The 20,902-nt window shown below is 62.2% G+C and carries 18 protein-coding genes; 17 read left to right on the top strand and 1 reads right to left on the bottom strand.

The window, feature by feature from the left end; translation table 11 throughout:
- The first annotated feature begins 10 nt into the window (after positions 1-10).
- The 16 genes from rsmH to lpxC all read left to right on the top strand — a co-directional run bounded on the left by rsmH (position 11) and on the right by lpxC (position 19,207).
- Entirely contained in the window at positions 11-970 is a 960-nt protein-coding gene (gene rsmH, locus ACIROW_RS12100) for a 16S rRNA (cytosine(1402)-N(4))-methyltransferase RsmH (RefSeq protein ID WP_402275652.1), read from the top strand.
- Entirely contained in the window at positions 967-1,239 is a 273-nt protein-coding gene (gene ftsL, locus ACIROW_RS12095; protein WP_402275649.1) for a cell division protein FtsL, read from the top strand. Before rsmH ends, ftsL begins: the two co-directional genes overlap by 4 nt.
- Entirely contained in the window at positions 1,236-3,017 is a 1,782-nt protein-coding gene (locus tag ACIROW_RS12090) for a peptidoglycan D,D-transpeptidase FtsI family protein (RefSeq protein WP_402275646.1), read from the top strand. Before ftsL ends, ACIROW_RS12090 begins: the two co-directional genes overlap by 4 nt.
- Entirely contained in the window at positions 3,017-4,558 is a 1,542-nt protein-coding gene (locus ACIROW_RS12085) for a UDP-N-acetylmuramoyl-L-alanyl-D-glutamate--2,6-diaminopimelate ligase (RefSeq protein WP_402275644.1), read from the top strand. Before ACIROW_RS12090 ends, ACIROW_RS12085 begins: the two co-directional genes overlap by 1 nt.
- Positions 4,558-5,994, top strand: coding sequence for a UDP-N-acetylmuramoyl-tripeptide--D-alanyl-D-alanine ligase (gene murF, locus ACIROW_RS12080; RefSeq protein ID WP_402275641.1), 1,437 nt, complete (start codon positions 4,558-4,560; stop codon positions 5,992-5,994). The genes ACIROW_RS12085 and murF overlap by 1 nt, the downstream gene beginning before the upstream one ends.
- 1 nt (position 5,995) lies before the next feature.
- On the top strand, positions 5,996-7,165 hold the full coding sequence (gene mraY / locus ACIROW_RS12075; protein WP_016835724.1) for a phospho-N-acetylmuramoyl-pentapeptide-transferase: 1,170 nt from the start codon (positions 5,996-5,998) through the stop codon (positions 7,163-7,165).
- A 34-nt stretch (positions 7,166-7,199) separates the two neighbouring features.
- The gene (gene murD, locus ACIROW_RS12070; protein ID WP_402275638.1) at positions 7,200-9,272 is read left to right on the top strand and encodes a UDP-N-acetylmuramoyl-L-alanine--D-glutamate ligase; all 2,073 of its coding nucleotides are present in this window, start codon (positions 7,200-7,202) and stop codon (positions 9,270-9,272) included.
- Positions 9,272-10,537 (top strand): putative lipid II flippase FtsW, encoded by a 1,266-nt coding sequence (gene ftsW / locus ACIROW_RS12065; RefSeq protein ID WP_402275636.1) that lies wholly within the window; start codon positions 9,272-9,274, stop codon positions 10,535-10,537. The genes murD and ftsW overlap by 1 nt, the downstream gene beginning before the upstream one ends.
- Entirely contained in the window at positions 10,534-11,610 is a 1,077-nt protein-coding gene (murG, locus tag ACIROW_RS12060) for an undecaprenyldiphospho-muramoylpentapeptide beta-N-acetylglucosaminyltransferase (protein ID WP_402275633.1), read from the top strand. The genes ftsW and murG overlap by 4 nt, the downstream gene beginning before the upstream one ends.
- A complete protein-coding gene (gene murC / locus ACIROW_RS12055; RefSeq protein ID WP_402275630.1) occupies positions 11,607-13,028 on the top strand; it encodes a UDP-N-acetylmuramate--L-alanine ligase in 1,422 nt (473 codons plus the stop codon). The genes murG and murC overlap by 4 nt, the downstream gene beginning before the upstream one ends.
- Complete coding sequence (locus tag ACIROW_RS12050) at positions 13,028-14,059, top strand: D-alanine--D-alanine ligase (RefSeq protein WP_402275628.1); 1,032 nt, start codon at positions 13,028-13,030, stop codon at positions 14,057-14,059. Before murC ends, ACIROW_RS12050 begins: the two co-directional genes overlap by 1 nt.
- Positions 14,060-14,068: 9 nt before the next feature.
- Positions 14,069-14,842, top strand: coding sequence for a cell division protein FtsQ/DivIB (locus ACIROW_RS12045; protein ID WP_402275626.1), 774 nt, complete (start codon positions 14,069-14,071; stop codon positions 14,840-14,842).
- Between the two features lie 10 nt (positions 14,843-14,852).
- Positions 14,853-16,085: a cell division protein FtsA gene (gene ftsA, locus ACIROW_RS12040; RefSeq protein ID WP_007878109.1), complete on the top strand. Its 1,233-nt coding sequence runs from the start codon at positions 14,853-14,855 to the stop codon at positions 16,083-16,085.
- A 149-nt stretch (positions 16,086-16,234) separates the two neighbouring features.
- Complete coding sequence (ftsZ, locus tag ACIROW_RS12035; RefSeq protein ID WP_402275624.1) at positions 16,235-17,428, top strand: cell division protein FtsZ; 1,194 nt, start codon at positions 16,235-16,237, stop codon at positions 17,426-17,428.
- Positions 17,429-17,604: 176 nt separating this feature from the next.
- Positions 17,605-18,111 (top strand): peroxiredoxin, encoded by a 507-nt coding sequence (locus ACIROW_RS12030; RefSeq protein WP_402275622.1) that lies wholly within the window; start codon positions 17,605-17,607, stop codon positions 18,109-18,111.
- Between the two features lie 160 nt (positions 18,112-18,271).
- The gene (lpxC, locus tag ACIROW_RS12025; protein WP_402275619.1) at positions 18,272-19,207 is read left to right on the top strand and encodes a UDP-3-O-acyl-N-acetylglucosamine deacetylase; all 936 of its coding nucleotides are present in this window, start codon (positions 18,272-18,274) and stop codon (positions 19,205-19,207) included.
- A 108-nt stretch (positions 19,208-19,315) separates the two neighbouring features.
- Here lpxC and ACIROW_RS12020 read toward each other — a convergent pair whose 3' ends face one another.
- Entirely contained in the window at positions 19,316-19,825 is a 510-nt protein-coding gene (locus ACIROW_RS12020; protein WP_402275617.1) for a DciA family protein, read from the bottom strand.
- Between the two features lie 53 nt (positions 19,826-19,878).
- On the opposite strand from ACIROW_RS12020, the gene ACIROW_RS12015 reads away from it, so the two are divergent.
- Complete coding sequence (locus tag ACIROW_RS12015; protein ID WP_402275615.1) at positions 19,879-20,853, top strand: M23 family metallopeptidase; 975 nt, start codon at positions 19,879-19,881, stop codon at positions 20,851-20,853.
- The last annotated feature ends 49 nt before the right edge of the window (positions 20,854-20,902 follow it).

Here is a 20,902-nt window from a genome sequence, read left to right as displayed (position 1 = left end):
GCACGACGCGATGACTTTGCAATCGGTGCCCGATTTGCAGCACCGTACGGTGTTGTTGGATGAAGCGGTAGATGCCCTGGCGATCGAAGGTGTGCGCGCCGACGGCGTTTATCTGGACGGCACTTTCGGCCGCGGCGGCCACAGCCGCAAGATCCTTGAGCGACTGAGCGCGCGCGGACGACTGATCGCGTTCGACAAGGATCCGATGGCGATCGCCACGGCGCAGACCATTGCCGATCCGCGTTTCGCGATCGTGCACGACAGTTTTGCGACGCTCGATGAGGCGTTGGCGCAGCACGGCGTGACGCAGGTCGACGGCGTGCTGATGGATTTGGGTATTTCTTCGCCGCAGGTGGACGACGCGGCGCGGGGTTTCAGTTTCAGGTTCGATGGCCCGCTGGACATGCGCATGGATACCACGCGCGGCGTGTCTGCAGCGGAGTGGCTGGCAACGGCGGACGAACAGACGATAGCAAAGGTGATACGAGAATATGGGGAAGAACGGTTTGCTCTTCAGATTGCAAAGACGATTGTTGCTCGCCGGGCAGTCGAGCCAATTTCAACCACACGACAGCTTGCCGCGCTCGTGGCACAAGCCGTCAAAACCCGCGAGAAAGGCAAAGACCCGGCCACTCGTACCTTTCAGGCTATACGGATTTTCGTCAATCAAGAGCTTGAAGAACTCGAGATAGGACTGGAAAAAGCATTTCGGCAGATGGCGCAGTATGGGAGATTGGTTGTGATCAGCTTTCACTCGTTGGAAGATCGCATCGTCAAGCAGTTCATGGCATCCAAAGCCCATGTGCCGCAGCCTGACCGCCGCCTGCCGATTCGTGCGGTCGACCTGCCGCAACCCCTGGCAAAACTCCATCCGCGCATCAAGCCGAGCGACGCCGAAGTCGCCGGCAACCCACGCGCCCGCTCCGCCGTGATGCGTACGCTCGAACGTACTGTCGAGGCAGGATCATGACCGGCCGCCTGAGCTTCGCCGTCACCGTGGTGCTGGTGCTGTGCGCGCTGTCGCTGGTCAACGCCCAATATCAGGCGCGCCGCCTGTTCATCGAACTGGAACGCGCGCAGTCTTCCGCGCGCCAGCTCGACATCGATTGGGCGCAACTGCAACTCGACCAATCCACGCTGGGCAAGAATTCCCGCATCGAAGCGCTGGCGCGGCGCGATCTTAATATGGTGTCGCTCACCCCCGAGCGAACGCAGTATCTGACGGTGAGGGACAAATGACCCGCATGCCGCCACGCACCAACGTCGCCGGAGGGCGCGTCGCCGCCTCGCGCGGCGTTGCCTTTTCTGCCAGCCCGGTCTTGCAGGTCAAGATGCCGGCCTGGCGTTCGCGCGTGGTGCTGTTCGTGCTGTTCATGGCGTTCCTGACCCTGGCCGGCCGTGCCTTGTGGCTGCAGGGCATGTCCACCGATTTCCTGCAGAAGCAGGGCGCGTCGCGCTACGCGCGTACGCTTGAATTGCCGGCCACGCGTGGCAAGATCACTGACCGCAACGGCCAGGTGCTGGCGTCGTCGGTGCCGGTCAAGGCGATCTGGGCGATTCCCGACGACGTTCAGGAAGCGCCCAAGGACAAGCTGCGCGATCTGGCCAAATTGCTTGGCATGAGCGATGCCGAATTGCGCAAGAAACTCGACTCCGACCGCAACTTCGTCTATCTGAAGCGTCAGGTCGAGCAGGACACCGCCGACAAGATCGTCAAGCTCGGCATCGCCGGCATCGAGACCCGTAAGGAATACAAGCGCTTCTATCCCGAGGGCGAAGTCATGGCCCACGTGGTCGGCTTCACCAACGTCGAAGACACCGGGCAGGACGGCATGGAGCTCGGCTCGCAGAAAACCCTGGCCGGCGTGACCGGCAGTCGTCGCGTGATCAAGGATCGCCTCGGCCGCATCGTCGAAGACATCGAAGCCGTGCGCGAGCCGCACGACGGCAAGGACCTGACGCTGTCGATCGACAGCAAGATCCAGTACATCGCCTTCACGCAACTGAAAGAAGCGGTCGAGAAGAACAAGGCCAAGGCCGGCGGCATCATCGTGGTTGACGCGCGTACCGGCGAAGTGCTGGCGCTGGCCAACCTGCCGACCTACAACCCCAATGACCGCTCGGTGCTGACCGGCGCGCAGCTGCGCAATCGCGTGCTGACCGATACTTTCGAACCGGGTTCGACGCTCAAGCCGTTTACCGTGGCGCTGGCGCTGGATACGCATCGCGTCACACCGTCGACGGTGTTCCAGACTTCGCCAGGCAAGATGACCATCGGCACCGCCACCATCGGCGACTCGCACGCGCACGGACCGCTGACGGTCGCGCAGATCATCGAGAAGTCCTCCAATATCGGTACTGCCAAGATCGCGCTGGAAATGCCGGCCCAGGAAATGTGGGAAATGTTCACCAACGTCGGCCTCGGCCAGCAACCCAAGTTCGGCTTCCCGGGTGCGGTCGCCGGTCGGGTGCGTCCGTACAAGGCGTGGCGTCCGATTGAACAGGCGACGATGAGCTACGGCCACGGCATTTCGGTCTCGCTGATCCAGCTGGCGCATGCCTATACGATCTTTGCCCGCAATGGCGATCTGATTCCCTTGTCGTTTACCAAGGTCAACGATTCGCCGATCGGCCAGCGCGTGATTTCTGAAAACACCGCATTGCAGATGCGCCGCATGCTGGAAACCGTGGTGGCGCCCGGCGGCACCGCGCCGCAGGCTCAGGTGCCCGGCTATCGTGTCGGCGGCAAGACAGGTACCGCATACAAGATCGAGGGCGGCAAGTACGTGAAGAAATATGTGTCGTCCTTCGTCGGCATCGCGCCGATGTCCGATCCGCGCCTGATCATTGCCGTGATGCTGGACGAACCCAGCGCCGGCAACCACTACGGCGGCACTGTCGCGGGTCCCGTCTTCGCCAGCGTAACGGCCAACGCCTTGCGTGCGCTCAATGTCGCACCGGATTCCAGCGTGACCAACATCATCATTCCAAAAGACGCCTTAGAGGAGAGCATGTAATGCCTGCGACCATGCTTTCCGCGCAAAAAATCGTGACCTGGCTGCAGGGCGTCGCCGTCGCGGGCGCGAATTTGACTGCTGACTCGCGTCGTGTGCAGGCCGGCGATATCTTCTTTGCCTATCCCGGCGACAGCGCCGATGGTCGTCTTTATATCGCCGACGCCGTCGAGCGCGGCGCTGCTGCCGTGGTCTATGAAGAAGCTGGCCATGATTGGGATGAAGCACAAGGCGGCGTGCCGCACCTCGGTGTGCGCGGACTCAAGCACCTGGCCGGCTTCGCCGCCAATGCCTATTACAGGCAGCCGGACAAGGAAATGTTTACCGTCGCCGTGACCGGCACCAACGGCAAGACGTCGTGCTCGTACTGGCTCGGCATGGCGCTGTCGCGCCTGCAAGGCGTTAGCGCACCTGCAGCCGTAGTCGGCACGCTGGGTGTTGGCATGTTCCAGGACGGCAAGCCGCATGCCTTCGACGTTACCGGCTACACCACGCCGGACGCGGTGCTGCTGCAACGCAAGCTGTCCGATCTGCGCACCGCGCGCGCGTCGGTTCTGGCGATCGAAGCATCGTCGATCGGTCTCGACCAGGGCCGCATGAACGGTCTGCACGTGGACGTTGCGCTGTTCACCAATTTCACCCGCGACCATCTCGATTACCACGGCGACATGATCGCCTATGAAGCGGCCAAGATTCAGTTGTTCGACTCACCCGGTCTGCAGCATGCCGTCATCAATCTGGACGACCAGATGGGACAGCGCCTGATTCCTTATGTGCAGGCCAAGAACATCCCGATCATCGGTTATTCGCTGGGCGACGCCACCGTCGATGAGGCGCTGGAAGCCGTGCCCGTGCTGCGCGCCTCGGCGATCCGCAGCACCAATGCCGGCACCAGTTTTCACATCGAGTCGCCGTTCGGCACCGGCCAGGTCAAGACGCAACTGGTGGGACAATTCAATGTCAGCAATGTGCTCGGCATCCTCGGTGTGATGCTGGCCAAGGGTACCGGCTGGGACGCCGCGCTGGCGGTGATCGCAACGCTGACGGCCGTGCCCGGACGCATGCAGCAGTTCGGCGGCCAGGAAGTGCCGTTGATCGTGATCGACTACGCCCACACGCCGGATGCGCTCGAAAAGACCTTGCTCGCCTTGCGCCAGGTCGCCAACCAGCGCGGCGGTGAACTGTGGTGCGTGTTTGGCTGCGGCGGCGATCGCGATCCGGGCAAGCGTCCGCAAATGGGGGCAGTCTCCGAGCTGGCCGATCACGTGATCCTGACCAGCGATAATCCGCGCAGTGAAGATCCTGCCGTCATCATTTCGCATATCAAAAGCGGCATGACGCGACTGACGCCGCATGTACTGGCGGACCGCGCCGGCGCGATCCTGTGGGCCGTGCGTCACGCGGTCAAGCAGGACGTCGTGCTGCTGGCCGGCAAAGGTCACGAGACCTTCCAGGAAATCGCCGGCAAGAAATATCCCTTCCTCGACGCCGACCACGTCGCGCTGGCATTGGCTGCGCGCGCCACGATGATGGGGGGCGCGTGATGAAAGCAACGCTTGAACAATTGAAGCAGTGGCTGGACGGCGCAGCCGTGCACAACGACGCCGGTGCATTGGCTGATGTGTCCATCAACGGCGCCACCACCGACAGCCGCGCGGTCGTGCCCGGCAACCTGTTCATCGCCTTGCGCGGCGAACGTTTCGACGCGCATGATTTTCTTGAAGCGGTCGCTGCGCAAGGTGCCGCTGCAGTGGTGGTCGAGCACGTTCCGGCCGATCTGAAGATTCCCGCCATCGTCGTGCCCGACACCCGCGTTGCGCTGGGGCAGATCGCACGTCACTGGCGCCAGCAATTCAAGCTGCCGGTGATCGCCGTGACCGGCAGCAACGGCAAGACCACGGTCAAGGAAATGATCGCCTCGATTCTCGCCGCCGATTTCGGCGAGGAGCGCAGCATGGCTACGCGCGGCAACTTCAACAATGAAATCGGCGTGCCGCTGACGCTGTTCCGCCTGCAGCCGCAGCACCAGGCTGCAGTGGTGGAGCTCGGCATGAACCACCCCGGCGAGATCGCCGTGCTGGCCGAGATTGCACGACCGACGCTGGCGCTGGTCAACAATGCCCAGCGTGAGCATCAGGAATTCATGGCGACCGTCGAAGCCGTGGCGCGTGAAAACGGCGCCGTGTTTGCCGCCTTGCCTGCCGACGGCGTCGCCGTGTTCCCGGCTGAAGACGACTACGCCTGGGTCTGGCGCGAGCTCGCCGGCGCGCGTCCGGTCATCAGCTTCGGCCTCAATCCGGATGCCGACGTCAGCGCCACGTATCAGGTGCGTGAATTCGGCAGCGCCATCGCCGTCAACGCCAACATCGGCGGCCGCGCGCAACAATTCGGCATCAAGCTCGCCGCCGTCGGCGAGCACAACGTGCGCAATGCACTGGCCGCAACCGCCTGCGCGCTGGGCGCAGGCATCGCCGCCGCCGCCATCGTGCGCGGACTGGAAGCCTTCGCGCCGGTCAACGGCCGTCTGCAACGCAAGACCGCTGCCAGCGGTGCGCTGGTGATCGACGACACCTACAACGCCAATCCGGATTCGGTGCGCGCTGCCATCGACGTGCTGGCGCAAACCGCCGCGCCGCGCGTGCTGGCGTTGGGCGACATGGGCGAGGTCGGCAACGAAGGCCCCAAATTCCACCGCGAAATCGGCGTCTATGCGCGCGAACGCGGCATCGAGCATTTCTTCGGTTTCGGCGACGCCATGCGCGACGCCATCGAGGCATACAACAGCACGCCGGGGACAGCATTCCCGGCGCGCCATTTCGACACCGTCGACGCCATCGGCGCCGCAACCGAGGAGGTTGCCGTCGCCGCCGCGACGGTGTTGGTAAAAGGTTCGCGTTTCATGAAGATGGAACGCGTTGTGCAGCATTTGGTCGGGGCGCAGCTGCAGACCGGGGCGCCACTTCACCAGGAGACTCATTAACATGCTGCTTTGGCTGGCTCAGAATTTTCAGCAGGATTTCAGTTTCCTGCGCGTGTTCAACTTCATCACCTTCCGCGCCGTGTTTGCGACGCTGACGGCGCTGTTGATCGGCCTCGTCGCCGGTCCGGCGGTCATCCGCATGCTGACCTTGCTCAAGGTTGGCCAGGCAGTGCGCACCGACGGTCCGCAAACGCACCTGATCAAATCCGGCACGCCCACCATGGGCGGCGTGCTGATTCTGATCGGCATCGGCATTTCCACGCTGCTGTGGGCGGATCTCAGCAATCGTTTCGTCTGGATCGTGTTGATCGTGACCTTGGGCTTCGGCACCGTCGGCTGGGTCGACGATTACCGCAAGGTGGTCTACAAGGATCCGAACGGGATGCGTTCGCGTGAAAAGTATTTCTGGCAGTCGCTGATCGGCCTGGTGGCGGCGTTTTACCTGGCGTTTTCGGTGTCCGAAGTCAGCAACATGAAGGTGCTGGATCTGTTCTTCGCCTGGGTGCAGTCGGGCTTCAACCTCGACCTGCCGCCCAAGGCCGACCTGATCGTGCCGTTCTTCAAGACCGTCAGCTATCCGCTGGGCGTGTGGGGCTTCATCGCGCTGACCTATTTCGTCATCGTCGGCACCAGCAACGCCGTCAACCTGACCGACGGTCTCGACGGCCTGGCGATCATGCCGACCGTGCTGGTCGGCGGTGCGTTGGGCATCTTCGCTTACCTGACCGGCAGCGCCAGCTACGCCAAATATCTGTTTATCCCGCACATTCCGGGCGCAGGCGAATTGCTGATTTTCTGCGGTGCGATGGCCGGCGCGGGACTGGCTTTTCTCTGGTACAACGCCTACCCCGCGCAAGTGTTCATGGGCGACGTCGGCGCCTTGGCGCTGGGCGGTGCGCTCGGCACCATCGCCGTGATCGTGCGCCAGGAAATCGTGCTGTTCATCATGGGCGGCATCTTCGTGGTGGAGACACTGTCGGTGATGATCCAGGTGGCGTATTTCAAGTTCACCAAGAAGCGCTACGGCGTCGGTAAACGCGTTCTGCTGATGGCGCCTTTGCACCATCACTATGAACAAAAAGGATGGAAAGAAACACAAGTCGTGGTGCGCTTCTGGATCATCACGATGATGCTGGTGCTGTTCGGTCTGTCGACGCTGAAGTTGCGTTGAGCAGGTCACTTTAGAAAGACTCAGGTAATAAAGAATGAATTACGTCGATAAACACGCTCTGGTGCTCGGACTCGGTGAATCCGGTCTGGCGATGGCGCAATGGCTGGTCCATTGCGGCGCGCGCGTGCGTGTGGCCGACACCCGCGACGAGCAGGCCGTGGCCGAGCGTCTGGCGGCATTGCGCGCAGTGTCCGGCGATATTGAATTCGTCGGCGGCCAAGCCTTGTCGGCCGGTTTGCTGGACGGCGTCGACTTCGTTGCCGTCAGTCCCGGCCTGGCGCCCGGACGCGAACTGGCGGCCGTGTCCGCCGCCGCGAGCGCACGCAACATCCCGCTGTGGGGTGAAATGGAATTGTTCGCGCAAGCCCTGGCGGCATTGCGCGAAGAGCGCGCCTACGCGCCGAAAGTATTGGCCATCACCGGCACCAATGGCAAGACCACCGTCACCAGCCTGACCGGCATGCTGTGCCGTCGCGCCGGCTTGACCACCAAGGTCGCCGGCAACATCAGCCCGGCCGTGCTGGACGTCCTGCGCCAGGCGCTGATCGACGACGAAGCACACGCCAAGGTAGTTGCCGAGCAATTGCGCATTGAACAGGAAGCGGCAGCTTTGCAGGCCGAAGCCGATGCCGTGGAAGCGGAAAAGCTGGCCGCGGAAGCTGCACAGCAAGCTGCCATCGAGGCGGCCGAAGCTGAGCGGAAGGCGGCCGAAGAGGCTGCACTCGCAGCAGCCGCGTCGGCGCAGATGGAGTTGCGCGAGCAGGAAGAAGCGGCTGAATTGCAGGCTGCGATCGACGAAGCCGCAAATGAATTGAAAGAAGCAAACGCACCGGCGACACAGGCGGCGCTGATCGGGGGCGACGCCGTGCTGAGCGTCGAGGCATCCGCGGATCCTGACGCGGATGCGGACTCAGACTCAGACTCAGACTCGGCCACGGTCGAAGGTGACGCGCAGCAAGAGGTCATCGCCGACGCAGAGGTTCAAGCGGCGCAGGATGAGTTCGAACAAGCGTCGGCCATGCCGGAAGTTGCATCTGTCGACGAGGAAGACACGACGCCGCTGCAACTCGAATTGCCGCCGCCGGAACCCGAAAAAGTCTACACCGGCATTCTGCCGCAAGCCTGGGTGCTGGAGCTGTCGAGCTTCCAGTTGCATTCGACGCACAGCCTGCAGCCTAGCGCCGCGACCGTGCTCAATGTGACCCAGGACCATCTTGACTGGCACGGCGACATGGACGCCTACGCCGCCGACAAGGCGAAGATTTTCGGCGACAACACCGTGCGCGTGCTCAACCGCGACGATCCGCTGGTCATGCAGATGACCAAGCCGGGCGCGACCGTTTCCAGCTTCGGCATGGGCGAGCCGACGAAAGCCGGCGACTTCGGCCTGGTCGATGAAAACGGCATGCTGTGGCTGGCCAACGCCGCCGCCATCGAAGACGAAGAAAAGCCCGAAGGCCGCCGCCGCAAGAAGGATCCGAAGGAAGTGGTCGAGCAGCCATTCCAGCTCAAGCGCCTGATGCCCGCTGATGCCTTGCGCATTCGCGGCCTGCACAATGCGCTCAACGGCCTGGCCGCGCTGGCGTTGTGCCGCGCCGTCGACCTGCCGTTGGCGCCGCTGCTGCACGGCCTGCGCGAGTACACCGGCGAGCCGCACCGCGTCGAGCTGGTTACGACCATCCAGGACGTCGAATATTACGACGACAGCAAGGGCACCAATGTCGGCGCTACTGTTGCCGCGCTCAATGGCCTCGGCCACGGCGGCAAACCGAATCGCCTGTTGCTGATCGCCGGTGGCGAAGGCAAGGGGCAGGATTTCGCGCCGCTGGCCGAACCGCTGGCGAAATACGGCCGCGCCGTGTTCCTGATCGGTCGCGATGCCGGAGCGATCCGCAGCGCCGTCACTGACAGCGGCGTCGAACTGATCGACTGCGCAACGCTGGAAGAAGCCGTCGAGAAAGCCGGCGCCATGGCGCAGGGCGGCGACGCCGTGCTGCTGTCGCCGGCGTGCGCCAGTTTCGACATGTTCCGCAACTACGGGCATCGCGCCGAAGTCTTCGTTGACGCCGTGCGTGAGCTGGCCTTGTCGCGTGGCGAGGTGATGTGATGAAACTGACGCTGCCCTCGATCACCGGCTGGTTCGGCGCCAAGGATGAACCTGGCGTGCGCGGTAGTGCGCGCGCGGGCAGCAACAGCGGCAGCCTGAAGGGTATCAGCGGTATCGAGCAGCGTTCACGCATGATGGAGTACGACCAGCCGCTGGTGTGGGTGGTCTTGCTGCTGATGCTGTTCGGCATGGTCATGGTGTATTCGGCGTCGATCGCCTTGCCCGACTCGCCCAAGTACGCGAACTACAAGACGGCGCATTTCCTGATCCGCCAGGCCATGTTCATCGGCGTCTCGCTGCTGGCCGGCCTGCTGGTGTTCCGCATCAAGATCGAGACCTGGCAAAAGCTGGCGCCGTATCTGTTCGTGGGCACGCTGATCCTGCTGGCGATGGTGTTGATCCCGGGCATCGGCAAGGGCGTCAACGGCGCCAAGCGCTGGTTGTCGTTCAAGGTATTCAATCTGCAGCCGTCGGAATTGATGAAGCTGTTCATCGTCCTGTACGCCGCCGATTACACGGTGCGCAAGCAGGAAGTGATGCACAAGCTGACCAAGGGCTTCATGCCGATGACGCTGGCGGTGGGCGTGGTCGGTTTGCTGTTGCTGCTGGAACCCGACCTAGGCGCCTTCGGCGTGATCGTCTGCATCGCCATGGGCATCCTGTTTTTGGGCGGTATCAACGGCGTCTGGTTCGGCGGCATCGGCGCCACGCTGGTGGGGATATTTTCACTGGTGATCATTTTGTCGCCATGGCGGCGCGAACGGATTTTTGCCTACATGAATCCGTGGGTGGAAGAGAACGCGCTCGGCAAGGCCTATCAGTTGTCGCACTCGCTGATCGCCTTCGGTCGCGGCGAACTGTTCGGCGTCGGCCTCGGCGGCAGCGTGGAAAAATTGCACTATCTGCCGGAAGCACATACCGACTTCTTGCTGGCCGTGATCGGTGAAGAACTCGGTTTTGCCGGCGTGCTGGTGGTGGTGCTGCTGTTCTACTGGCTGATCAAGCATGCCTTCGAGATCGGCCGCCAGGCGATCGCACTGGACCTGACTTTTGCCGGCCTGGTCGCCAAGGGCATCGGCATCTGGATCGGCGTGCAGACCTTCATCAACATGGGCGTGAACCTCGGCTTGCTGCCGACCAAGGGATTGACCTTGCCGCTGATGAGTTACGGCGGCTCCGGCGTGCTGATCAATTGCGTCGGCCTGGCGATTCTGCTGCGCATCGACTATGAAAACCGCGTGCTGATGCGGGGAGGACGGCTATGAGCAAGCGCCTTCTGATCATGGCGGCCGGCACCGGCGGGCATATCTTCCCGGGCCTGGCGATCGCCGACACCATGCGTGCGCGCGGCTGGCAGGTTTCCTGGCTGGGCACGACGCACGGCATGGAGCGCGAGCTGGTGCCCAAGCACGGCGTCGAGATGGATGCCATCGTCTTCGCCGGTCTGCGCGGCAAGGGCCTGATGCATACCGTCAAGGGCGTGTGGAGAATGATTGCGAGCTTCGGCGCCTGCTACGGCATCATCGGCAAGCGCCGGCCCGACGTGGTGCTGGGCATGGGCGGTTACGTGACGGTGCCGGGCGGCGCGATGGCGCGCCTGCGCGGCGTGCCGCTGGCGCTGGTCAACGCCGACGCGGCCTTGCTGCTGTCGAACAAGACGCTGGCGCCGCTGGCGGACAAGGTGTTGTTCGGTTTTCCCGCCGATTTCGGCAAGGCGGCCGCCAAGGCGGAAGTCACCGGCAATCCGGTGCGCAAGGAAATCCTGGCGCTGCCGTTGCCGGCGACGCGTTATGCCGCTCACGACGGCCGGCTGCGCATCCTGGTGGTGGGCGGCAGCCTGGGGGCGAAAGTATTGAATGAATGCGTGCCGGCCGCGCTGGCAAAGATGCCGGCGGATCAGCGTCCGCTGGTGACGCACCAGTCGGGCAAGCAGCATATCGAGGCCTTGCGTGCGGCGTATGCGCAGGCGGGCGTGGATGCGGAAGTGGTGGATTTCATCGACGACATGCCGCGCCGCTACACCGACGCCGACCTGGTGATCTGCCGCGCCGGTGCGATCACCGTGTCGGAACTGACGGCGGCAGGTGTCGCCAGCGTGCTGGTGCCTTTGGTGGCGTCGACGACTTCGCATCAGCGCGACAACGCCAAATGGATGGCGCAAAACAAGGCGGCAGTGCATTTGCCGCAGACAGAACTGACGCCGGACGGCCTGGCGGCGTTGCTGCAAAAAATGGATCGGCCTGCCTGCCTGGAAATGGCGCTGGCGGCATATGAACAAGGCAGGCGCAACGCCAATGAGGCGATTGCGCAGGTGCTGGAAAGACTGGTAAAGCAATGAAACATCGGGTTAAGAATATTCACTTCGTCGGTATTGGCGGCTCAGGCATGAGCGGCATTGCCGAGGTGTTGCTGAATCTGGGCTACGGCGTGTCCGGCTCGGATCTGGGCAGCAACGCGGCCACGCAACGCCTGGCGCAACTGGGCGCGCGCATCCTCTACGGTCACGCGGCCGAGAACATTGAAAACGCCGACGCCATCGTCACCTCGACTGCGGTCAAGGGCGACAATCCGGAAGTGGTGGCGGCGCGCAGGAAACATATCCCCATCGTGCCGCGCGCGGTGATGCTGGGTGAGCTGATGCGCCTGAAGCAGGGCATCGCAATTGCCGGAACGCACGGCAAGACCACTACCACCAGTCTGGTGGCGAGCGTGCTGGCGCAGGGTGGACTCGATCCGACCTTCGTCATCGGCGGCCGCCTGACCAGCGCCGGCGCCAACGCCAAGCTCGGCTCGGGCGACTTCATCGTGGCCGAGGCGGACGAGTCGGACGCATCGTTCCTGAACCTGACGCCGGTGATCGAAGTCATCACGAACATCGATGCCGATCACATGGAAACCTACAACCACGATTTCGCCAAGCTCAAGCAGGCCTTCGTCGAGTTCACCCAGCGCCTGCCTTTCTACGGTGTCGCGGTGGTGTGCCTGGACGACCCGCACGTGCGCGAAATCATGCCGATGATTTCCAAGCCGATCCTGACCTACGGCTTCCATGAAGACGCCGATATCCGGGCGATTGACGCCAAGGCCGTCGACGGCAAGATGGAATTCACCGTGATCCAGGACGGCTATGAGCCGATGCAGGTGAGCCTGAACCAGCCCGGCATGCACAACGTGCAGAACGCCTGCGCCGCCGTGGCAATTGCGCGTGAGCTCGATGTCGCCGACGCCGATACGCAAAAGGCGCTGACCGAATTCAACGGCGTCGGCCGCCGCTTCACGCGCTACGGCGATGTGCAGCTGCAGGACGCCGCCGGCAGGCCAGCCGGTTCGTTCACGCTGGTGGACGATTACGGCCACCATCCGGTCGAGACCGCCGCCACCATTTCCGCAGCGCGCGGCGCTTATCCCGGCCGTCGCCTGGTGCTGGCGTTCCAGCCGCATCGCTATACGCGCACGCGCGACCTGTTCGAAGACTTCGTCAAGGTGCTGTCGACGACCGACGTGCTGGTGCTGGCGGAAGTCTACGCCGCCGGCGAGCAGCCGATTGTCGCCGCCGACGGCCGCGCGCTGGCGCACGCCTTGCGCGTGGCGGGCAAGGTCGAGCCGGTGTTCGTCGAGGACATCGCCGACATGCCGGCAACCATTCTGAATGTAGTGCGAGACGGCGACGTCGTCATGACCATGGGCGCCGGCTCGATCAGCGGCGTGCCGGCCAAGCTGGCGGCACAGGGTCAAGGTCAAGGACAGGGGGCGTGATGAATCAAATCAATCAAGCTGCCGGATTTGGCAAGGTCGGTGTGCTGTTCGGCGGTCGTTCCGCCGAGCGCGAAGTGTCGCTGATGTCCGGCGCCGGCGTGCTCAAGGCGCTGCGCAGCAAGGGCGTCGACGCGCATCCTTTCGATCCGGCCGAGCGTAGCCTGGCGGAACTGGCGGCGGAGAAATTCGACCGCGTGTTCATCGCGCTGCATGGTCGCTACGGCGAAGACGGCACGCTGCAAGGCGCGCTGGAGCAACTCGGCATTCCTTACACCGGCCCCGGCGTGATGGCGTCCTCGATTGCGATGGACAAGGTCATGACCAAGCGCATCTGGATCGGTCACGACTTGCCGACGCCGCGCTTCATCGTGCTCGACAGCGCCTCCACGCCGCGGGAAGAATTGCGCCAGGTGCCGGACGTGCTCGGCTTGCCGCTGATGCTGAAGGCGCCGCATGAAGGTTCGACCATCGGCATCGCCAAGGTGGCGGGCTATTCGGACATGCAGGAAGGTTTCGATCTGTGCGCGCAATACGATGCGGTGGTGCTGGCGGAAGAATTCGTCACCGGCCGTGAACTGACCGTGCCGGTGATGGGCAAAGGCACGAGCGGGGACAACAAGGCCAAAGCCTTTCCGGTGATCGAGATCCGCGCGCCGGAAGGCAACTACGATTATCAGCACAAGTATTTCACCGACGACACCAAGTACCTGTGTCCGGCGCCGCTCGACGAAGCACTGACGCAACGCATCCAGGAACTCGCGGTGAAGGCTTACAACGCGCTCGGTTGCCGCGGTTGGTCGCGCGTCGACTTCATGCTGCGCGCCTCCGACAACGAGCCGTTCCTGCTGGAGATCAACACGTCGCCGGGCATGACCGGGCACTCGCTGGTGCCGATGTCGGCCCGCCAGGCTGGGATGACGTATGAAGATTTGTGCTACGAGATTCTGAAGTTCGCGGCGCTCGACCTGAAGCCGTCCGACGCGTGGAAATCGCATGCGTCAAAAGATACCGACGTTTCAGATAAAGGATAAGGCGCAACCATGTGGCAAGACGTCAAGATGCTCAACGCAACCACCAACGCCCTGCTGGCGCTGGTGGCGTTGGCATTGCTGGCGTCGGGACTGTGGTGGCTGGCGCAGCGGCCGATGTTTACGCTCAGGACAATACGCGTCGAAGGCGTGGCCGAGGAGCAGTTGCGCCGGGTGAATCCGCTGACGATACGCGCCAGCGCGGTGCCGCGCATCAAGGGAAATTTCTTTACCGCCGACCTCGATGCAGTGCGTGCCGCGTTCGAGTCGGTGCCGTGGGTACGCAAGGCGATGGTGCGGCGTGAATGGCCGAACAAGCTGATCGTGACGCTGGAAGAGCATCGCGCGCTCGGTACCTGGGGCGACGACGGCCGTTTGCTGTCGGTCAAGGGTGATGTATTTACCGCCAATCTGGCGGAGGCGGAAGACGACGGCGACCTGCTGGAGTTTGACGGACCGGTCGGCAGCGAGAAGGAAGTGGTGGCGCGTTTCGACCAGTTCCGCAACTGGTTCGCGCCGATCAAGCTGGAGCCGGAATCGGTCGCCTTGTCCAACCGCTATGCGTGGACAGTGAAGCTGGATAACGGTCTCACGGTGGAGCTGGGGCGTGCTGAAAGCGACGCCACGCTGAAGGAAAGAATTGGCAGGCTGGTCTCGGTCTATCCACAACTGGTGGATCGCCTGCAGGGGAAGAAGATTGAAAATGTCGACATGCGTTACCCGAACGGTCTGGCGCTGAAGGCGGATGGACTGGTACTGGCTGCATTGAACGGAAAGAAAAAATAAGCGGAACGATATGACAAAAGACGCAAAAAACCTGATCGTCGGTCTCGACATCGGCACCTCCAAGGTGGTGGCCGTGGTGGCGGAAGTATTGCAGGACGGACGCCATGAAGTGATCGGCCTGGGCCAGTCCGAATCCAAGGGGTTGAAGAAGGGTGTGGTGGTCAACATCGAAGCCACGGTCGAATCGATCCAGCGCGCGCTGGAAGAGGCCGAGCTGATGGCCGATTGCAAGATTCGCAACGTCTACACCGGTATCGCCGGCAGCCATATCCGCAGCTTCAATTCGAGCGGCATGGTGGCCATCAAGGACAAGGAAGTCAGTGCCGCGGACGTGTCGCGCGTGATCGAAACCGCCAAGGCCGTCAACATCCCGACCGACCAGCAATTACTGCATACCGTGCCGCAGGAATTCATCGTCGACAATCAGGAAGATGTGCGTGAACCAATCGGCATGAGCGGCATCCGACTCGAGGTAAAAGTGCACATCGTGACCGGCGCGGTGTCGGCGGTGCAGAACATTGTCAAGTGTGTACGTCGCTGCGGTCTGGAAGTATCGGATTTGATTTTGCAACCGATGGCTTCGGCCGATTCCGTGCTGACGCCGGATGAACGTGAATTGGGCGTGGTGCTGGTCGATATCGGCGGCGGCACCACCGACGTGGCGGTGTTTACCGAAGGCGCGATCCGTCACACCGCCGTGATCCCGATCGCCGGCGACCAGATCACCAACGACATTGCGATGGCCTTGCGTACGCCGACGCTGGAAGCGGAAGAAATCAAGCTGCGTTACGGCGTAGCGAAGCAGATTTTGGCGGATCCGACCGAGACGCTGGAAGTGCCGGGCCTGGGTGACCGCAATCCGCGCACCTTGTCGCGCCAGGCGCTGGCGGCGGTGATCGAGCCGCGTGTGGAAGAGTTGTTTGCATTAGTGCATCAGGTGGTGCGCGAGTCCGGTTACGAAGAGGTGCTGTCGTCGGGCATCGTCCTCACCGGCGGTTCCGCGATGATGCCGGGAATGATTGAGCTGGCGGAGGACATTTTCCTCAAGCCGGCCCGCCTGGGGACGCCGGAATACAGCGGGCAGTTGGCCGACGTGGTGCGCAGTCCACGTTATTCCACCGTATTGGGGTTGTTGTTGGAAGCGAAAAAGCAGTATCTGCGCGGGTACATCGTGACCCGGCAGGAGGGTTCGGTAAAGGCAATCTGGCAGCGCATGAAGGAATGGTTTTTAGGCAATTTTTAAGCAGTCGCATTAGTCAGTATTCAGTTTTTAATTTGGTTTTCAGTTATTCAGTCTTCGGATCAGCAACACGCAGTTCTCAGTTGCTAGTCGTCACACCGCGTGATGCCTATCAACTGCAAGCTGCACATACATATATTTAAGGAGTCATCATGGAAATAAATATGCTCGACAATGCCACTCTCGGCACGATCATCAAGGTCGTGGGCGTGGGTGGTGCAGGCGGCAACGCGGTGCAGCACATGATCAACAGGGGCGTGTCCGGTGTTGAGTTCATTGTGGCCAATACCGATGCGCAAGCATTGAAAATGTCGAAGGCCGACAACGTCATCCAGATCGGTGAAACCGGCCTGGGCGCGGGCATGCAGCCGCAAGTCGGTCGCCGCCTGGCGGAAGAAACCCGCTCGCGCATCGAAGATGCACTGCGCGGCGCGCACATGGTGTTCATCGCCGCAGGCATGGGCGGCGGCACCGGCACCGGTGCTGCACCGGTGGTGGCCGAAGTCGCCAAGTCGCTGGGCGCGCTGACGGTTGCGGTGGTCTCCAAGCCGTTCTCGTACGAAGGCCAGAAGTGCATGGACATCGCCGACCAGGGGCTGGAAGAACTGGGGCAGCATGTCGACTCCCTGATCATCATCCTCAACGAAAAGCTGGAAGAGATCTACGAAGATGACAGCATGATCGAATGGCTGGGTCATGCCGATGACGTGCTCAACAACGCCGTCGCCGGTATCGCTGAAATCATCAACGTGCCTGGTCACATCAACGTCGACTTCAACGACGTCAAGACCATCATGGGCGAGCAGGGCAAGGCCATGATGGGTACGGCCACCGCTTCCGGCGTGGACCGCGCCCGCGTGGCGGCAGAGCAGGCAGTGGCATCGCCGCTGCTCGACGGCATCGATCTGTCCGGCGCGCGCGGCGTGCTGGTCAACGTGACCGCCAGCCGCAACCTGAAGGGTAAGGAAATCAAGGAAGTCATGGCGACCGTGCGTGCTTTCGCCGCTCCTGATGCATCGATCGCGCAAGGCATCGCGTACGACGACGGCATGGGCGACGACATCCGCGTGACCGTGGTGGCGACCGGCCTGGGCCGTGCACGCAAGTCGGTGCAACTGGTGCAGACCCCGATGCTGCGCACCGGTACCCACAACGAACCGATGATGGCCGGCACCGGCACGATGAACAATGCCAACGGCGGCGCGCAAACCGGCGCAGCTTTTGGCGGCATGAAGGCGCCGGCGGTATGGCGTCGCGAATCGGCTTCCGACACCGTGCGCGCGCTGGAAAAGAATGGCATGGAAACCTATGACATTCCGGCTTTCCTGCGCAAGCAAGCGGACTAAGCAACACCAGGCGTCGGTTGCGGCACGTTTCGGCGAGCAGCAACCGACGTTGTAAACAGGCATACTATCGCCTGCGCGCCGCGCCTTTGTGCGCGGCGTTTTTTTGCCCATTTGCTTGTCAGCCTCTCGCTGCGGCATTCCCGAACTACCGAATTACTCATTAGAAGGAAATCATCATGACCATCAAAGTTGGCGATCGCCTGCCGGAAGGCGCCCTGGCTGAATTCATCGAGACCGAAACCGAAGGCTGCTCGCTCGGCCCGAATACATTCAAGGTATCCGACCTGGTCAAGGGCAAGAAGATCGCCCTGTTTGCATTGCCGGGCGCTTTCACGCCGACCTGTTCGGCCAAGCACGTGCCGGGCTACATCCAGCACGCGGAACAGTTCAAGGCCAAGGGCGTCGATGAAATCTGGTGCATCTCGGTCAACGACGCGTTCGTGATGGGCGCCTGGGGCCGTGAACAGAAAGCCGCCGGCGCCGTGCGCATGCTGGCCGACGGCAGCGCCACCCTGACCAAGGCCCTGGGTCTGGAATTCGACCTGACCGAAAAGGGCATGGGCGTGCGCTCGCAACGTTATTCGATGCTGGTCGAAGACGGCGTGGTCAAGCAACTGAACCTGGAAGCGCCAGGCAAGTTCGAAGTCTCGAACGCCGAGACGCTGCTGGGTCAGTTGGGCTGATCTGCCGCTTCAGGCAGACGCAGTCTGAAAGGAAAGGCGCGGAAGGCGGTCCGAAAGGGCCGTCCCCGCGCCTTTTTACGTTTTTTTGCAGTGCGGAACTTTTTTGCAACAGTGCGCAAGCCGGCCGCAGGCCGGATGGCATCTTGGCTATAATGTCGGGATGTTAAAACAGCGCACCATCAAGAATCTCGTCCAGACCGTCGGCGTCGGTTTGCATTCCGGCACCAAGGTCGACCTGACCCTGCGTCCGGCGGCAGTCGACACTGGCATCATCTTCCGTCGCATCGATCTCGAGCCGGTCGTGGAATTTCCCGCATCGGCCACCGGCGTGGGCGATACGCGCATGGCGTCGGTGCTGTCGAAGGACGGTGCGCGGGTTTCCACCGTTGAGCATCTGTTGTCGGCCTGCGCCGGCCTCGGCATCGACAATCTGTACATTGACCTGACCGCCGAAGAAATTCCGATCATGGACGGTTCGGCGTCGTCGTTCGTTTTCCTATTGCAACAAGCGGGTTTGCAGGAACAGAACGCCGCCAAAAAATTCATCCGCGTGAAGAAGCCTGTGGAAGTGCGCGAAGGCGAAGGCGCCAAGGAGAAGTGGGCGCGCCTGGAGCCGTACAACGGCTTCAAGCTCAAGTTTTTCATCGAATTCAACCATCCCGCAGTGGACGGCACCGGCCAGACCGCCGAAGTCGATTTCGCCATCGAGTCCTACGTCAAGGAAATCGCCCGTGCACGCACCTTCGGTTTCATGCAGGATGTCGAGACCTTGCGCGGCATGGGACTGGCGCGCGGCGGCTCGTTCGAGAACGCGATCGTCATGGACGAATATCGCATCCTCAACGCCGACGGCTTGCGCTACGACAATGAATTCGTGCGTCACAAGATCCTCGACGCCATCGGCGACCTGTACCTGATCGGCCATCCGCTGCTGGCCAGCTACAATGCCCACAAGTCCGGCCACGGCATGAACAACCAGTTGTTGCGTGCCTTGCTGGATCAGCCGGATGCCTACGAGATCGTGACGTTCGACACGCTGGAGTCGGCGCCGCAGACGTATGTCATGCAGGCCAAGCAGGAGTGGGCGCTGAACTAAGCGTCCAGCCTCAAGCCTCAAGCCTCAAGCCCTCTTTCTCCCCCTGCCATCCGGCCGCCGTTCTTTCGCCAGAGCAAGAACAAGGCCGGGTTTCTTTCTGTTTTCTTCCTATTTGACGCCGGTGTTGCGACGTACCATGTTCGCCAGTGCCGCCTTCAAGGCCTGATTCTGCGGCGAGTCTTCGAGGGCACTATTGAGCTCGGCGAACGACGACACCGCCAGGCTCGGCAAAATCAGTTGCCGGCGCGGCGTCGGCGGCACCACGTAATTCTTGCCAACTTGTACTTTGATGCGGATTGCATTAACCTGCCATCCATCCTGGGCGAGGCGTTCTTGCAACTTCGGCAACTGTTGCTTGAGCTTGGTTGCAAGCGCGGCATTGGGCATGCTCAGCACCAGCTGACCGCCTTCGAAATTCATGACGTCGCACGATTGGAAAATAGCCGGCAGAATCGCTGCACAACTTTTTTGCAGCGACGCCATGCGGGTAATGGCTGGCATCAGGGTCGCCATGGCATTATCCGCCCGCAAGAAATCTGTCGCGTCCCGCGGCCTGCGCCTCAGCTGCGCGGCTGAAGGGCCGCGGCGATAAGGGGTAAATGTGGAGGCATACTTCATCTTTAAACCTTATCACATCTCCTCTCGTGCGGAGGAGAGACTAGGGAGTAAAGATGCAAATTATTCTGCTGCACCCGCGCTTCACGCGCGCCCGGTCGGTCACGCTGACTTCCAGGCATGTGGTGGCGGTGCTGTTGTTCCTGGTGGTGAGCATTGCGGCTTCGGCTGCGGGCCTGTCGTATCTGGTGTTGCGCCATGCTTCCGACGGCGACAGTTCGCCGATGCTGCACAAGCTGATGGTCTCGATGACGCAGCAGGAAGACGACCGCAAGGACAAATACCTCAAGGAAAACCTCGCCGTGATGGCGGTCAAGCTTGGCGAAATGCAAGCCCAATTGATGCGTCTCGACGCGCTCGGCGAGCGCGTGCAAGGCCTGGCGGGCGTGCGTCCGGAAGAGTTCAACTTCAAGGACAAACCGGGACGCGGCGGCGTCGAGACGTCGTCCATCGGCGGTCCCGGCCGTGAACTCGGCATGAGCGAGCTGCAGAAAATGCTGGATGCCTTGGCGGTCGACGTCGGTCATCGCGGCGACTACATGAACGCGGTGGAGTCGACGCTGATGAGCGACAAGATCAAGTCGCGCCTGTTGCCGACCAATCCGCCGGTCAATGTCGCCTACAACTCATCAAGCTTTGGCTGGCGCCTTGATCCGTTCACCGGCCATAACGCATTCCACGAAGGCCTCGATTTCCCGGCTTCGACCGGCACGCCCATCGTCGCTGCAGCAGCCGGGGTGGTGATCGCGGCGGAATACCATTACCAGTTCGGCAATATGCTGGAAATCGACCATGGCAACGACATCATCACGCGCTATGCGCATGCCTCGCAGCTGTTCGTGAAGGTGGGCGACATCGTCAAGCGCGGCCAGCACGTGGCCGACATCGGCACCACCGGTCGTTCCACCGGACCGCACCTGCATTTCGAAGTGCGCATCCGCGGCGTGGCGCAGGATCCGCGCAAGTTCCTCGCCCTCGGCAGTCCGGGCGGCGGCCCCAAAGCGGCGCCGGTGTTCGTGGCAGGGCGCTGATGCGGCCTTGCTCCGCCAGGCATATTGAATCTTTGCGCCTCGGCCCAAT

Source organism: Herbaspirillum sp. NPDC101397, assembly GCF_044767325.1.
Taxonomy (GTDB): Bacteria; Pseudomonadota; Gammaproteobacteria; order Burkholderiales; family Burkholderiaceae_D; genus Herbaspirillum.
This window is presented reverse-complemented; position numbering and strand designations above follow the sequence as displayed.